The sequence below is a fragment of the Streptomyces turgidiscabies Car8 genome, assembly GCF_000331005.1.
In the GTDB taxonomy this organism is placed as follows: domain Bacteria; phylum Actinomycetota; class Actinomycetes; order Streptomycetales; family Streptomycetaceae; genus Streptomyces; species Streptomyces turgidiscabies.
In genome coordinates this window covers 1-13,281 of record NZ_AEJB01000063.1, presented here as the reverse complement: position 1 = coordinate 13,281, position 13,281 = coordinate 1, and the positions used below count along the sequence as shown (strand labels likewise).

General features: G+C 71.4%; 15 protein-coding genes and 1 pseudogene. 5 read left to right on the top strand and 11 right to left on the bottom strand.

Annotated elements, in window-relative coordinates; genetic code table 11:
* The 3 genes and pseudogenes from STRTUCAR8_RS55975 to STRTUCAR8_RS03975 all read right to left on the bottom strand — a co-directional run.
* A pseudogene (locus STRTUCAR8_RS55975) lies at positions 1-162 on the bottom strand (Rv1733c family protein); the annotation flags it as partial.
* Between the two features lie 115 nt (positions 163-277).
* Positions 278-1,063 (bottom strand): ferredoxin reductase, encoded by a 786-nt coding sequence (locus STRTUCAR8_RS03980; RefSeq protein ID WP_006374129.1) that lies wholly within the window; start codon positions 1,061-1,063, stop codon positions 278-280.
* Positions 1,056-1,661, bottom strand: a complete 606-nt coding sequence (locus STRTUCAR8_RS03975) for a sulfite oxidase-like oxidoreductase (protein WP_006374130.1) — start codon at positions 1,659-1,661, stop codon at positions 1,056-1,058. Before STRTUCAR8_RS03975 ends, STRTUCAR8_RS03980 begins: the two co-directional genes overlap by 8 nt.
* Positions 1,662-1,899: 238 nt before the next feature.
* Between STRTUCAR8_RS03975 and STRTUCAR8_RS03970 the strand changes: the two genes are divergently transcribed.
* The 3 genes from STRTUCAR8_RS03970 (at position 1,900) to STRTUCAR8_RS03960 (ending at position 4,647) form a co-directional block, all read left to right on the top strand.
* Positions 1,900-2,850: a quinone oxidoreductase family protein gene (locus tag STRTUCAR8_RS03970; protein WP_006374125.1), complete on the top strand. Its 951-nt coding sequence runs from the start codon at positions 1,900-1,902 to the stop codon at positions 2,848-2,850.
* Complete coding sequence (locus STRTUCAR8_RS03965; RefSeq protein WP_006374134.1) at positions 2,847-3,563, top strand: GNAT family N-acetyltransferase; 717 nt, start codon at positions 2,847-2,849, stop codon at positions 3,561-3,563. The genes STRTUCAR8_RS03970 and STRTUCAR8_RS03965 overlap by 4 nt, the downstream gene beginning before the upstream one ends.
* 262 nt (positions 3,564-3,825) lie before the next feature.
* Complete coding sequence (locus STRTUCAR8_RS03960) at positions 3,826-4,647, top strand: putative protein N(5)-glutamine methyltransferase (protein ID WP_006374131.1); 822 nt, start codon at positions 3,826-3,828, stop codon at positions 4,645-4,647.
* Between the two features lie 78 nt (positions 4,648-4,725).
* Here STRTUCAR8_RS03960 and STRTUCAR8_RS03955 read toward each other — a convergent pair whose 3' ends face one another.
* On the bottom strand, positions 4,726-5,262 hold the full coding sequence (locus tag STRTUCAR8_RS03955; RefSeq protein WP_006374140.1) for a hypothetical protein: 537 nt from the start codon (positions 5,260-5,262) through the stop codon (positions 4,726-4,728).
* 218 nt (positions 5,263-5,480) lie between these two features.
* Positions 5,481-6,434 carry a fibronectin type III domain-containing protein gene (locus STRTUCAR8_RS03950; RefSeq protein ID WP_179200449.1) on the bottom strand — a complete coding sequence of 318 codons (954 nt, stop codon included), beginning with the start codon at positions 6,432-6,434 and terminating at the stop codon, positions 5,481-5,483.
* A gap of 275 nt (positions 6,435-6,709) precedes the next feature.
* Between STRTUCAR8_RS03950 and STRTUCAR8_RS03945 the strand changes: the two genes are divergently transcribed.
* Positions 6,710-7,462 carry a glycoside hydrolase family 75 protein gene (locus tag STRTUCAR8_RS03945; protein ID WP_006374126.1) on the top strand — a complete coding sequence of 251 codons (753 nt, stop codon included), beginning with the start codon at positions 6,710-6,712 and terminating at the stop codon, positions 7,460-7,462.
* A gap of 114 nt (positions 7,463-7,576) precedes the next feature.
* On the opposite strand, the gene STRTUCAR8_RS03940 is transcribed toward STRTUCAR8_RS03945, so the two are convergent.
* The 6 genes from STRTUCAR8_RS03940 to STRTUCAR8_RS53170 form a co-directional block, all read right to left on the bottom strand.
* Complete coding sequence (locus STRTUCAR8_RS03940) at positions 7,577-8,014, bottom strand: PTS-dependent dihydroxyacetone kinase phosphotransferase subunit DhaM (protein ID WP_006374139.1); 438 nt, start codon at positions 8,012-8,014, stop codon at positions 7,577-7,579.
* The gene (dhaL, locus tag STRTUCAR8_RS03935) at positions 8,007-8,606 is read right to left on the bottom strand and encodes a dihydroxyacetone kinase subunit DhaL (RefSeq protein ID WP_006374138.1); all 600 of its coding nucleotides are present in this window, start codon (positions 8,604-8,606) and stop codon (positions 8,007-8,009) included. Before dhaL ends, STRTUCAR8_RS03940 begins: the two co-directional genes overlap by 8 nt.
* A gap of 101 nt (positions 8,607-8,707) precedes the next feature.
* Positions 8,708-9,700, bottom strand: coding sequence for a dihydroxyacetone kinase subunit DhaK (gene dhaK, locus STRTUCAR8_RS03930; protein WP_006374135.1), 993 nt, complete (start codon positions 9,698-9,700; stop codon positions 8,708-8,710).
* A 1,068-nt stretch (positions 9,701-10,768) separates the two neighbouring features.
* Positions 10,769-10,999, bottom strand: coding sequence for a hypothetical protein (locus STRTUCAR8_RS52310; RefSeq protein WP_006374132.1), 231 nt, complete (start codon positions 10,997-10,999; stop codon positions 10,769-10,771).
* Between the two features lie 203 nt (positions 11,000-11,202).
* On the bottom strand, positions 11,203-11,829 hold the full coding sequence (locus STRTUCAR8_RS03925; RefSeq protein WP_006374136.1) for a TetR/AcrR family transcriptional regulator: 627 nt from the start codon (positions 11,827-11,829) through the stop codon (positions 11,203-11,205).
* Positions 11,830-12,073: 244 nt separating this feature from the next.
* On the bottom strand, positions 12,074-12,865 hold the full coding sequence (locus STRTUCAR8_RS53170) for a hypothetical protein (protein ID WP_006374137.1): 792 nt from the start codon (positions 12,863-12,865) through the stop codon (positions 12,074-12,076).
* Positions 12,866-13,111: 246 nt separating this feature from the next.
* On the opposite strand from STRTUCAR8_RS53170, the gene STRTUCAR8_RS49220 reads away from it, so the two are divergent.
* A partial coding sequence (locus STRTUCAR8_RS49220; RefSeq protein WP_199791665.1) for a phosphatase occupies positions 13,112-13,281 on the top strand: 170 nt, incomplete at its 3' end.

Below are 13,281 nucleotides of genomic sequence, written 5' to 3'. Positions count from 1 at the left end.
GTACGCCCACCGGGCCGCGAAAACCCCGGCCAGGGGTGCGCCGACGAACAGCAGCACGGCGACGACGAGCGCCGTCCACGCCTCCACCACGTCGGAGCGGCGCCGCAGCGGATTGGGCTGCCGACGCCGGCCGTATACCCGCGTTCGCCCGAAAACCCCCATCCGCTCATCGTCGCCCGGGACACCGGCCGAACGGGAGCCGCGTACGGGGGTCAGCGCGCACGACCCGCCCGCGCCCCCGTGAGCCCGGCGCACCACCGCACGCCCTGCCGTCTCCTCAGCCGAAGCGTTCGATCCGGATCCGGTCAACGGGCTGGCCCGCCGCCACCAGCAGCCGTGAGGCGTGCTCGGCGAACGCGTTGGACCCGCACACGTACGCCTCCCACCCGCCCGGCGGCTGTCCGTCGGCCAGCAACCGTGCCACCTGGGAGGCCGCCAGCCGCCCGACCGGCACACCCGCGGGTGCCCGGCGCGTGAAGACGGGCGTCGTCTCGGCCCCGTACTCCCGCGCGTAGATCAGGTCCTCAGGGGCGCGCGCGGACACCAGCAACCGCAGCGGCACGGTCAGGCCGCGCGCGCGGTGGTGCCGGATCATCGACATCAGGGGTACGACCCCGGAGCCGGCGCCGAGCAGCAGCGCGGGCCGGTCGCCCGGCCAGGCGAAGAAGCCGCTGAGCGGACCGCGGACCTCCACCTCGTCGCCGGGTTTGGCCAGCGTGTGGAACCAGCCGGAGACCTCGCCGTCCTCGACATGGTCCAGGGTCAGTTCGACGTGTCCGGCGTCGTCCGGGGGCGAGGCGATCGAGTAGTGGCGCTGGGCCGTGTAACCGTCGTCGGCGGTCAGCCGCAGCATCAGGTGCTGGCCGGGCAGATGACCCGCCCAGCCGGGCACCGCGAACCGGAAGGTGGACGCGTGAGGCGTCTCCCGCCGGACCTCGGTGAGGGTTGCCGTCTGCCAGAGGGCCGCCGCGCGATTGCTGACGGCGATGCGACCCGGTACCGCGAACCGGGTCGGAGGGACGAAGGCGCCGGGCGGTGTGGTCTCGGAGGCGGTCCTAGTCACCGGAGTACCTCTGCTCCTCCCACGGGTTCCCGCGCGCGTGATAGCCGTTCTGCTCCCAGAATCCCGGCTCGTCGTGATCGAGGAGGCGCAGACCCGCGATCCACTTGGCGCTCTTCCAGAAGTACAGGTGCGGCACCAGCAGCCGCGCCGGGCCGCCGTGTTCGGCGGGCAGCGGCCGGCCCTCGTACTCCCAGGCGATCCACGCCCGGCCGCCGGTCAGGTCGGCGAGCGGCAGGTTCGTGGTGTACCCGGTGTGCGAGTAGGCGACGGCGTGGGTGGCGGACGCGTCGGGCCGCACCGCGTCGAGGAACACGTCCAGGGACACGCCCCCGAACCGCACCCCGAACTTCGACCAGCTCGTCACACAGTGGATGTCACCCTCGTACGCCGACGCGGGCAGCGAGTGGGCCTCCGCCCAGTCCCAGGTGCGCGGCTCGGCCACCAGGCCGTCGATCCGGAAGGACCAGTCCGAGGGCGTCAGATCGGGGGTGACCTCGGCGGACAGCACGGGCCAGTCGTCGCCCGCGTCGTACTGGCCGGGCGGCAGTCCGGCGTTCTGGACGCGCGGGCGTCCGGTGAAGCCTCGGGTGACGTTCATAGGGTGGATGCCTCACGGTCAGGCCTGGTCAGTGGGTACGCCTACCACCGTACGGGGTCGCCGCGCATGCCCCGGACCCCGGGCCCGAGGTGATCGTTGCGGGCGTATGAACTCTTCCGGGGACTTCACCATGGCGGGAATAGCGCTCCCGCGACGGACCTTGCCCTTCAGTGCGGGTTCCGGTGATCGTGACCGGCCTGTCGGTCGGTCCGGCGCGAGCGAAGGAGAGTGGGAGCAGATGCCCAAGGCGTACGTCTTCACAGGGTTCGGCGGTCCTGAGACCGAGGCGTTCGTCGACGTGGACCGGCCGCGCCCCGGCCCCGGACAGCTGCTCGTGGCGGTGCGCGCGGCAGGCGTGAACCCCGTCGACTGGAAGCAGCGCACCGGCTACGCCCGGGCGGGCGGCGCGGCGCGCGAGCTGCCCGCCGTCTTCGGCAACGAGGTCGCCGGGGTCGTCGCGGAGGTCGGTGAGGGCGTCACCGGCTTCGCCGTCGGGGACGCGGTCTTCGGCAACCCGGTCGCCGGCGGCTACGCCGAGTACGCCCTGCTGCCCGTCACGGTGACCGCGCCCAAGCCCGCCGGACTGTCCTTCACCGACGCGGCGGCCCTGCCCGTCGCTGCGGCCACCGCGTACGACGGCGTCGACCAGCTCGCCCTGCCCGAAGGCGCCACCCTGGTGGTCACCGGCGCGGGCGGCGGGGTCGGTGCCGCGATCCTCCAGATCGCCCGGACCCGGGGACTGCGGGTCGTCGGGGTCGCGAGCGACGCCAAGAAGGACTTCGTCGAGTCGCTGGGCGCGGTCCACGTCCTGTCCGGCCCCGACCTGGCGGCACGCGTGCGGGCGGCGGCCCCGGAGGGCGTCGACGGGGTCTACGACCTGGTCGGCGGCGAGGTGCTCGCCGATGCCGCGACCCTGCTGACCGACCGCACGAAGCTGGTCACGGCGGGCGCCTCCGCGGACGTCGTGGAGGCACTGGGTGGGGCCCGGGTCCTCCGCGCCCGTAACGCCGCCGTGCTCGAAGCGGTCGCCGGCCTCGTCGTACGCGGTGACCTGACCCCGCATGTGACGCGCACGTTCCCGCTCGAACGGGCCGGTGAGGCCCTGCGCACGGTCGAGGAGGGCCACGCGCGCGGCAAGACGGTCATCGTGGTCGAGGCGGCGCCCGCGGACACCGAGGCCGCCGTATGAGCACGGCACACCCCCTCGACCATCCCGCGCTCGCCGCCCTCACCGGCCCGCACGCCCACTTCGCCGAATGGCGGGGCCGGATCGTCCGCTACCCCGTCGACGTGACGCCCTGGCTGGCCCTGCCCGCCGAACTCGACGACCGCGACTGGGCGGACCTCGCCGCGCTCGCCGGGCCCGGGGCCGATGTCCCGCTGCTCGGGTTCCAGGGCCGGGTCCCGGACGGCTGGGACATCACCTTCCACGCGGAGGGCGTGCAACTGGTGGACGACGGCGTGGCCGCAGCGCCGGACCCCGAAGCGGTGGAGCTGGGCCCGGCCGACGTGCCCGAGATGCTGGACCTGGTCGCCCGCACCAGGCCGGGCCCCTTCCTGCCCCGCACCGTCGAACTCGGCACCTACCTCGGCATCCGCCGGGGCGGCGCGCTCGTCGCGATGGCGGGGGAGCGGCTGCACCCGCCGGGCTGGACCGAGATCAGCGCGGTCTGCACCGACCCGGCGGCCCGTGGAGAGGGCCTCGCCACCCGGCTGATCCTCGCCGTCGCCCACGGTATCCGCGCCCGGGGTGAGACCCCGTTCCTGCACACCGCCGCCGAGAACACCAACGCGATCCGGCTGTACGAGTCGCTGGGCTTCCGGCTGCGCCGCACCACCGTGTTCATGGGCGCCCGGGTACCTGAACGCCTCGGCGAAGAAAGGGAGTTGGCAGTGCAGTAGGAGGGCGGCAGGAGAGCAGGAGAAGAACAGGGGGAGCGATCGTAGGCGCGGGAGACCACGGAAATCCGTACGGGGACGCCTGGGGCCAACTGTTCGGGTAATGTTGCCGTCCGGCTGCGGATCGCCCCGGCCGGACATCACCTGGGAGGTGAGACCCATTACCGCTGTGTCAGGTCGGGTGCTCTCACCTCAAGGCAGCGCGGACCGCCTCCGCTAGGCGACCGCGAGAGCGCCCTTCGGTTTCCGAAAGGTTCTCGGTCACATGCCCTCCAGCCCCTCCAGTTCTGCGTCCGCTTCGCTCGACTCCGCCCCGGCCTCCGTCGCCGCCGCCCTGCGCGCCGCCGGCTGTGTCTTCGCCGAGGACGAGGCGCGGCTGATACTCGCCACCGCCCGTGATCCGGAGGAGACGGCCGCCATGGTCGCCCGCCGCGCCTCGGGCCTGCCCCTCGAACACGTCCTCGGCTGGGCCGAGTTCGGCGGACTGCGCATCGCCGTCGGGTCCGGCGTCTTCGTGCCCCGCAGACGCACCGAGTTCCTGGTCGCCGAGGCCCTCGCCCAGGCGCCGGACGCGTCCGTCGTCGTGGACCTGTGCTGCGGCTCGGGCGCGGTCGGCGCCGCGCTGGCCGCCGTACTGACCGGAGTCGAACTGCACGCCGCCGACATCGACCCCGCGGCAGTGCGCTGCGCCCACCGCAATGTCGCCGCGTACGGCGGACACGCCCACGAGGGTGACCTGTTCGACGCCCTGCCCGCCGACCTGCGCGGCCGGGTCGGCATCCTCGCCGCCAACGTGCCCTACGTCCCCACCGAGGAGGTCGGACTGCTGCCGCCGGAAGCGCGCGACCACGAACCCCTGGTCGCCCTGGACGGCGGCGGCGACGGCCTCGACGTGTTGCGCCGGGTCGCGGCCGGGGCATCCGAGTGGCTGGCACCCGGCGGCTGCCTCCTGGTCGAGACGAGCGAACGCCAGGCACCGTCGGCGGTCGCCGCCTTCGAGACCGGCGGCCTGGTCACCCGCCTGGCGGAGTCCGACGAGCTGTACGCGCACGTGGTGGTCGGAGTCCGGCCCCAGGCGTGCCGGTAGGTGCTGCCGCGCGAAAAGAGGTGCGGCGGGTCCCAGGCGATGATCGTGCGACGGCCACCGGCCGTGTGTGGTCCTCGTTCAGAGCCGGTAGGGCTTGGAGCGCCGTCGCAGCGCCCAGGCCGTCGCCACCGCACCGCACGCGATCAGGGCGCCGCCGGCCGCGAAGGTGAGGGTGCCGTAGTCCCTCGCGGCGCCGCCGAGACCGCCCATGACGCCCCGGGTGGGGGAGGCCGTGGCGGAGATGGTGGGCGTCGAGGCGGTACTGACGATGACGGCCTGGGAACCGGCGGTGGCCCCGTTCGAGCACCGCACGATGACGGTGTAGGTGCCGGTGCCGACGTCGGACCAGACGGCGGACTGGCTGGTGGTCGTCCCCGAGAGCGTGACCACACGCCCTTCGGTGAAGGACCGCTGGCTGCTGTTGAGGAGCGAGGCGCTGCCGTAGCCGCTGCCGCTGCTCGTGGGGCACGCGGTGGTGGTCACCGAGACCGTGGTTCCGCTGGTGCTCACGGAGATCCCGGCCGCCGAGGCCGTCTGGGCGGTCAGGGCGAGCGTGAGCACGGCGGCGGCTGTCACGGTCAGACCGGATCGGAGGAGGAGAGGAACGGTTCGCATGTGGACTGCCCTTCGGCGGCACGGTTGGCGGTACGTCCCATGCGCCGCCGAAGGTCGGGGATCGCCCGTGCTGCTTCGGGGCCAGCCAACGTGCCCTCGCCCGTGCCCGCACCTGGACAGCCACCGGGCAGGTGACGGATTCGTTCGTACGGCGGACCACTGATGGGCTGTCAAGGCGATCCGGAACCGGCTGGGCGTCGTCGTACCACGGCGCCGTACTACGGAGCCGTCACCGCCGTCCGCTCCGCCGAGAGCCCGCCCCACGTCCCGTCCGGCAGCCGCGCCCTGATCCGCACCCGGTACGCGACCCCGGCGTCCCGGCCCACGTAGAAGCCGTACGAAGCCCGTCCGCGCGGAGCGGGCCCGCCCCACACGAGGGAGGTCGCCGGACGTCCGTCGAGCTGGATCTCGTACTCCGTGATCACCCCGTCCGCTCGCGGCGCGATCCAGGACAGGTCGAGGTAGTACGCCCCGTCCGTACGGCGGGTCGCCGCGCGGAAGCCGGTGGGGGCGGTGGCGCGGCCGTCATCGGTGCCGGGAGCGGTGGTGAGCCGTACGGGAGCACCGGCGGGTGACACGTTGTCGGCGGCGTCGCGGGCACGGACGCCGAAGGTGTACCGGGCACCCGGACGCAGCCCGGTGACCACGGCCGTCGTCCGGTCCCCGGCCACGGTGTGGATCCTCGACGCGCCCTGGTAGACGTCGTACGAGACCACACCCCGCTCGTCCGTGGACGCCTCCCAGGACAACTGGACCGACCGGCTGCCGAGGGGCCGGCCCCGCGTGCGGCCGGGGCGGGTCGGGGCCGTGGTGTCCGCGGCGGACGCGGCGGGGGTCGTCGCGCGGACGCCCTCGCTGCGCGGTCCGGAGCGCCCGTCGCTGTTCCGCGCCCGCACGGTGAAGACGTAGGCGGTGGACGGGGTCAGGCCGACGACGTCCACCATGCGCTCCGAGCCGGTCACCTCCCTCACCTTCACCTCGCCGCGGTACACCTCGTACGCCACGGCCTCGGGCCCGTCCGGCGACCGGTTCCACATCACGTGCACGCTGGTCGCGCTGCCCGCGGCGGCCGTCACTCCGGCCGGTGCCGACGGGGGCCGGCTCTCCGTGCCGCTCCCGTCCCCGCTCCAGGCGCAGGACACGGTGAACAACAGCGCTCCGCAGCCGGACATGACGTACCTGACGGCGCGTCGCACAGCCGATCCCTCCTCCGCCCATCCCGCACGGTATTGGTCCGGACCAATATGGACCCGGCGGTACGTGCGCATCAAGAGGGGTGCGAGCGCGCCGTGGGCGGTGGTGGCCGCACCCGACACGGACTCAGGTGCCCGGCCCATGTCGGGAGTTCGGGGCGTGCACCGTACGGCCCCCTAACGGTGGACGCGTGATCGGACCGGCACCAGATTGGACCGAGTGTCCGTCAGATCCCCCAGGAGAGGCCCCTATCGTGCGTGTCCAGACGCTGACGCTCGCCGTGGCCGGCGCCGCCCTGCTCGCCCCGACCGCGCTGCCCGCCGCCGTCCACCCGAACGAGCCGGTGCGGTACGAGGGCAGCGTCCGGGCCGCCGACCTGCTGGCCAAGGTGAGTGAGTGCGCGCCCGTGTCCAGCGGCCACTACCGCAGCGACGCCGGAGCCGCCGCGGACATCCCCGTCTGCGGTACCGACGACGTCGTCTTCTGGAAGGCCGACATGGACATCGACTGCGACGGCCAGGCCGGGCCGCGCTGCAACGCGCGCACCGACCCGTACTTCGCGGACACCACCGCCTACCAGCAGTCCGACGGCCGCTATCTGGACCCCGAACGCCTGCCGTTCATCGTCGTCCCGGTGGCCAGCGGCATCTGGAACTACCGCGACCACGGCATCCGGGGCGGCTCGGTCGCCGCCGTCATCTACAAGGACCGCGTCCAGTACGCGGTCGTCGGCGACACCGGCCCGCAGGACATCATCGGCGAGGCGTCCTACGCCGCCGCCGCGTCCCTGGGCATCAACCCCGACCCGCACGGCGGCGGAGCGGCCTCCGGCGTCACGTACATCGTCTTCAAGAACGCCAGGGTGTCGCCGATCGAGGACCACACGGCGGCGGTGGAGATGGGCGAGCGGCTGGCGAGACAGTTCGTGGGCCAAGAGGCGGAGAGCGCCGAGAGCGCCGAGAGCACAGAGCGCGCAGAGAGCGACGCAGTTGTGGCCGGCGACTGAGCCGACGGCACGAGAGGGGAGGAGCGGAGGGCGGAGGGCCGACGGCGGACCGGTCCCGGTTGTGAACCGCTCGCCGCCGCTCCCTCCCCTCCCTGCTCCTCGCTTCCTACGCCCTCATGCCTTGCGGTACGCGTACGCCTCCCCGGCCGCCGCGTCCACCGCCGCGAGGTCGGCCCCCGTCGACGCCGTGACGACGGCCGCCACCGCGCCCTCGACGAACGGGGCGTCCACCAGGCGGGTTCCGTCCGGGAGTCCGTCGCCCTCCGCGAGAAGCGCCTTCACGGTGAGGACCGCGCTTCCCAGGTCCGCCAGGACGGCGACCCCGGCACCCCGGTCCACGGAACGGGCCGCCGCGGTGATCAGTTCGGCGCTCGTGCCGAGGTCGCCGGACTCGGTGCCGCCCGCCGCAGCGACGGGAACGGTCGCACCGCCACCGACGAGCCCCCGGGCCAGGTCCGCCACCGAGGCGGCCACCGCCGCGCTGTGCGAGACCAGCACGATCCCGACCAACTGTCCGCCCTTCTCGCCGCTCACTCCCGTCGCGTCACTCACCGGCGGTCTCCGCGAGAGTCGCGATCAGCAGGGCCGCCGAGGTGGCCCCCGGGTCCTGGTGACCGATGCTGCGCTCGCCCAGGTAACTCGCTCTGCCCTTGCGGGCCTGCAGCGGTACGGTCGCTAGGGCGCCCTCTTCGGCGGCCGTGCGTGCGGCGGCGAACGAGTCGGTGAGGGCGTCCACGGCGGGTACCAGGGCGTCGATCATCGTCTTGTCGCCGGGCGTCGCACCGCCGAGCGCCATCACCGCGTCGACTCCGGCACGCAGCGCGTCCGCGAACTGCTCCGCGCTCACCTCGGGCGCATCGCCCAGCGCCTTGCCCGTGCGGCGCAGCAACGTGCCGTACAGGGGTCCGGAGGCGCCGCCGACCGTCGAGATGAGCCGGCTTCCGGCGAGCACGAGGACGGCACCGGGGGTGTCAGGTACCTTCTCCGCCACGACGGCGGCGACGGCATCGAACCCGCGCCGCAGATTGCTGCCGTGGTCGGCGTCGCCGATCGGCGAGTCCAGAGCGGTGAGCCGCTCCGCCTCGCGGCCGACGGACACGGCCGTCGCCGTCATCCAGCGGCGGAAGAAGTCGGCGTCGAGCACAGGATCTCCTTGCGTGGTAGGTACGCCGGTCTCTGTCGTACCCCGGGGGACGGGCGTGATGCTCTGCGCGTCCGGCCGGGTTCACATGACCCCACAGCCCCTCACATGCCCCAGCGCAGACCCGCCGTCCGCACCGGCGCGTCCCACAGCCGCAGCAGTTCCTCGTCGATCTCGCACAGGGTCACCGAGGCGCCGGCCATGTCGAGCGAGGTGACGTAGTTGCCGACGAGAGTGCGGGCCACGGCGACGCCGCGCGCGGCCAGCACCCGCTGCACCTCCGCGTTGAACCCGTACAGCTCCAGCAGCGGAGTCGCGCCCATCCCGTTGACCAGGACCAGCACCGGATTGCGCGGGTCGAGATCCTCCAGCACGGCCTCCACCGAGAAGTCCGCGATCTCGCCGGAGGTCATCATGGGCCGCCGCTCCCGGCCCGGTTCGCCGTGGATACCGACGCCCAACTCCAGCTCGCCCGGCGGCAGATCGAAGGTGGGGCTGCCCTTTGCCGGGGTGGTACAGGCGCCGAGCGCGACGCCGAAGCTGCGGGAACGGTCGTTGACCTGCTGGGCGACGGAGCGTACCTGCTCCAACGGACGTCCTTCGTCCGCCGCGGCACCGGCGATCTTCTCCACGAACAGGGTGCCGCCCGTACCGCGCCGCCCGGCCGTGTAGAGGCTGTCGGTCACGGCGACGTCGTCGTTGACGAGGACCTTCGCGACCTGGATGCCCTCGTCCTCGGCGAGTTCGGCCGCCATGTCGAAGTTGAGGACGTCGCCGGTGTAGTTCTTCACCACGAACAGGACGCCGGCCCCGCTGTCCACGGCAGCCGCCGCCCGCACCATCTGGTCGGGCACCGGAGAGGTGAACACCTCACCCGGACAGGCCGCCGACAGCATCCCCGGTCCCACGAACCCCCCGTGCAGCGGCTCATGACCCGACCCACCACCGGAGACGAGGGCCACTTTCCCGGCTACGGGCGCGTCCCGCCGTACGATCACCCGGTTCTCCACGTCGACGGTCAACTCGGGATGGGCCGCCGCCATGCCCCGCAGCGCGTCCGTGACCACGGTCTCCGGAACGTTGATGAGCATCTTCATGGGTACCTCCTGGTGGCGTTGTCAGATGGGGAAAGCTTACGCAAGTAGTTGATCTTGGCGGTCCGTGGCGGTACTGATGCTGACTCAATGCTGACTCTGGTGACGGATCGTCAGATCGGCGGGGCTGGACCGGGACGGGTCGGCGAAAACGCTGCTGTCGGCAGTATCGACCTTGCGGTAGCGAAGGTCACGTGCGCGGAAGCGTGAAGGCCTGCCTGAGCATCAGGGAGTCCAGTGTGGATTCAGCGGGCCGTCCTTGTTCGTGTTCCATGACAGGTAAGCGATCTCGGACCCGTATCCCGCGATGAGCCCAGCAGTTGTCGCGGTCACGATCAGCGCTGGCCTGGCAGGGTGAGGGGGGAGCCGATCTGGCGATCTTCGGCCTGGTCCCAGAGGCGTATCTCCCCTTCATGGTCGGCAAGGACGGCTGCAGGGCGTCCGTCAGGGAGATGCGTGACGGTCATCGCTTTCACTGAACCGGTGTAGTGCCGTAGTCGGTAGATGTCTCGGTGTCCTGGCAGTTCCCAGACCTCGGAGCATGCATGGCGTCGAATACTGCGAAGACTCGGCTCTGTGAGGCTTCTAGAGCGTCGCAGCGGAGGTAACGGTGCAAGTCATCGATGCTTTCGGGGTCGCCGGGATAGGCCTCAACCCTGTGGTGGACGTACCGGGCGTAGCGGTTGTCGCTCCACCGTAGACGCTCGAGAAAGAGGGTCCGTGTCCGTGGATCCTGCGATCTCTCGTACGGGCCACGCCTGAAGTCGGCCCTGTCCAGCCATCGTCGAATCTCGGCACCTTGCTGCGCGGGGTGGTTCTGCCATTGCTCGAGAAGGTCTTCCACCGGTTGCGATCGGGGTGAACCGATCACGCCCCTGAGCAACGTTTCGCTGTCGGGGTCCCGGAAGATCCAACCACCGTCGGCGTGAGGATCGCGGAGCATCACCCGTCGATCGATCGCCTTTCGGGAACGCGCTGCTGTGCGCGCGACCTCGCCGGTGACACGGTCTTCACCGCGAGTCACGCCACCAGCGTCGGTGGTGATGGTGAGCACGGGCTTGTTGGGGAGGGCTACGTGGAGTGGGCCGGGCTTGGTGCCGGGGAAGCATTCTTGCGAGGATTGAGGCAGGCGCCGGTCTCAAGGTCCCAGATCAGCTCGTTGCCCGGCCGTTGCCGGTCAGTGGTCAATGCCGGCGCATGGCCGTCGATTTCAAGCGCCTCGGCGGTGTGAAGTCCTTTGTGGCCATGGAGTGTGTGCAGTTGGCGGCCGGTTTTGAGGTCCTCGCCGACCGTCGCCGTCACCGGATCCTGGCCCTGCTCGAGAAGGACCCCACCGCCTCTGGCGTCCGCGCGACATCGCCACTCATTTCGGCGACATCACCATGGAGACCATGTATCGACAGCTCTCCAGATGGGCCGAGACCGGCCTCATCCACAAACTCGGCCCCGGGCTCTACGCCGCGACAGCATGGACCCCAACACCCCTTGCGCGACCTGCAGGTTCGTTAACTACCCGGCCTTGGGGCAAGGCCCGTCCGCGAGAGTGTCGTCTCTTGCTCTCGGGTCATGAATGTCAGGGCGTTCTCGATTCCCCGTTCAAGGACCTCATCGGCGCGCTTCCGGTCGGTGAGGGCGCGGGACAGCTGCAGCGTCCCGACCATCACGGTGAAGAGCCCTATGGCCTTACCGTGCGCGGATCGCGGATCCTCGGGGGCCAGGCGGGCGGAAAACTCTTCCAGGATGGCCGTCGCTCCGTCGGCGTAGGCGCGCTTGACCCCGTCCTTGCAGCGGCCGATCTCGTCGAGCAGTGCCGCGGAGGGGCATCCAGCGCCGGGATGGTCACGGTGCTCGGGCGACAAATATTCGCGAATAAGATCCTCGAGACCCTCGCGACCGGGCCGTAGCGTGCCGAAGCTCGCCGCCTGCGCACGCAGTTGGTCTGCGATGACGGCGGCGAGGAGATCCTCCTTGGATTCGAAGTGGGCGTAGAAGGCTCCGTTGGTGAGCCCGGCATCCGACATGAGCGTGGAGATGCCGGAGCCGTCGATCCCGTCCTGCTTGAACCGCTGGCCCGCCTTCTCGATGATCCGCTGCCGCGTCACCTGCTTGTGTTCCTTGGCGTAGCGCGCCAACAGGCTCCTCCCTTCGCTCCCACGCACAGGGCCTGGCCTAATACCTGACGTGCGTAATATTATAACTGGCAGCTGATGCACGGTCTGCAGTGGGCGCTGGTGAGAGCTCGGGGTGCCAGCGCGACCCACGGTTGTGACGAGCCCACTACTGCCATGGTGGCCACCGCGCTCCACGTTTGCTGAACAGCGATGCCCGATGTTCCTCGCCCATTGGGTGGCGCGTTCGTGGCCATGTCGGCGAAGGTCACCTGCCCCAGTAGGCGGGCTGTGGTTCGACCCTGACCTTCGCGGTCCCGGGGTCGGTGGCGGTGCGGGCCGTCGGGGAGACCATGGACACCGCGAGCAAGGCCGGGGCCCTGTTCCTGGCCGCGCTCACCTCCCGACGCGTCCTGCCGAACGCCACATCGAAGGCGAACGGCTGATGCGCCGCCGAGCGGCTGAGCGGGGCGGACATGCCCCACCCGATGTCGTAGCCTGTGCCCGCGCTGCAGGGCGACGGCCGACCGTAGAACGCTGGTGAGCGGCGCCGTCGATTGCGCTCTGGTGCTCCGCAGGTTCTGCCTGCGGGGCAGGCGGCGTCAAGCGGCTTCGCACCGCAATCGCCGGCCGCGGTGGCGCCCATCACCGTTCGGTCGATCCGCACGCCCCTGCGCGCCGACCTCCCCACCGGGTCCGCGAAGCTCTTGAACGCGAGCAGTCCGAACGGGCTCGCTTGGGGGAGGCAAAGGACCGCGCCGAGGGCATCACGGCCGCCCTCGTAGGCCGAACGCCGGTCTTCCGAGGGGGATGACGACAGCAGGACGGCGCAGTGCTTGTGGTCGGTACGGCTGTAGGTGACGTACAGCATGCCGATGTCGGTGGTCTGGGACGACTTCACGGGCAGCACGTTCTGCACGCGGTAGCCGGTGCCGCAGGCGCCGTTGTAGGCACCGGGTTCAGCCGCCGCCGAGGCCGGTGCGGTCGCGACGGCCGTGCCGGCGAGGCTGAGGGCGGCGAGCGCGGTGGCCGTGGCGGCCGTACGACGGGACAGCTTCATGGTGTTCCCCCTGTGGTGATGACTGGTCGGTGTGTGCGGGCCGCGGATGCCGGCGGTCGGTCGGCTGCTGCCGCACACGTGAGATGAGACCCGGGAGCGCGTAGGACAGTTGTGGCCGCTTTTGTCACGGTCCTGTCATCCGTGTAACAGGCCGCTCGGGGGCGGGGTTCGCGGCATTACGCCAACTGTGCGGTGTTTTCGGCGTTCTCGCCGTGCCGGGCGCCCGCGTCCGCCACGATCTCTCTCGTGTTGAGCGCCGGCGCCCTCCGCGCCCATCTCCTGGCCGCCCGTCTCGCCGGGCCCGTGGCCACCTCGCGGGAGGAGAGCCTGCGGAGCTATCGGCTGTTCGCCGCTCGTGATCCCCGGGCGCTGATCGGACTCGATCCCGAACGGACTTGGCGGCAACGGGATCTGAT

What these genes read in the sequence shown, in the direction of transcription:
- dhaK (WP_006374135.1), bottom strand. Translation starts at nt 9,700, where the DNA reads ATGAAGATGCTCATCAACGTTCCGGAGACCGTGGTCACGGACGCGCTG.
- STRTUCAR8_RS03955 (WP_006374140.1), bottom strand. Translation starts at nt 5,262, where the DNA reads ATGCGAACCGTTCCTCTCCTCCTCCGATCCGGTCTGACCGTGACAGCC.
- STRTUCAR8_RS03950 (WP_179200449.1), bottom strand. Translation starts at nt 6,434, where the DNA reads ATGTCCGGCTGCGGAGCGCTGTTGTTCACCGTGTCCTGCGCCTGGAGC.
- STRTUCAR8_RS03965 (WP_006374134.1), top strand. Translation starts at nt 2,847, where the DNA reads ATGAGCACGGCACACCCCCTCGACCATCCCGCGCTCGCCGCCCTCACC.
- STRTUCAR8_RS53170 (WP_006374137.1), bottom strand. Translation starts at nt 12,865, where the DNA reads ATGAAGCTGTCCCGTCGTACGGCCGCCACGGCCACCGCGCTCGCCGCC.
- STRTUCAR8_RS03960 (WP_006374131.1), top strand. Translation starts at nt 3,826, where the DNA reads ATGCCCTCCAGCCCCTCCAGTTCTGCGTCCGCTTCGCTCGACTCCGCC.
- STRTUCAR8_RS03975 (WP_006374130.1), bottom strand. Translation starts at nt 1,661, where the DNA reads ATGAACGTCACCCGAGGCTTCACCGGACGCCCGCGCGTCCAGAACGCC.
- STRTUCAR8_RS03970 (WP_006374125.1), top strand. Translation starts at nt 1,900, where the DNA reads ATGCCCAAGGCGTACGTCTTCACAGGGTTCGGCGGTCCTGAGACCGAG.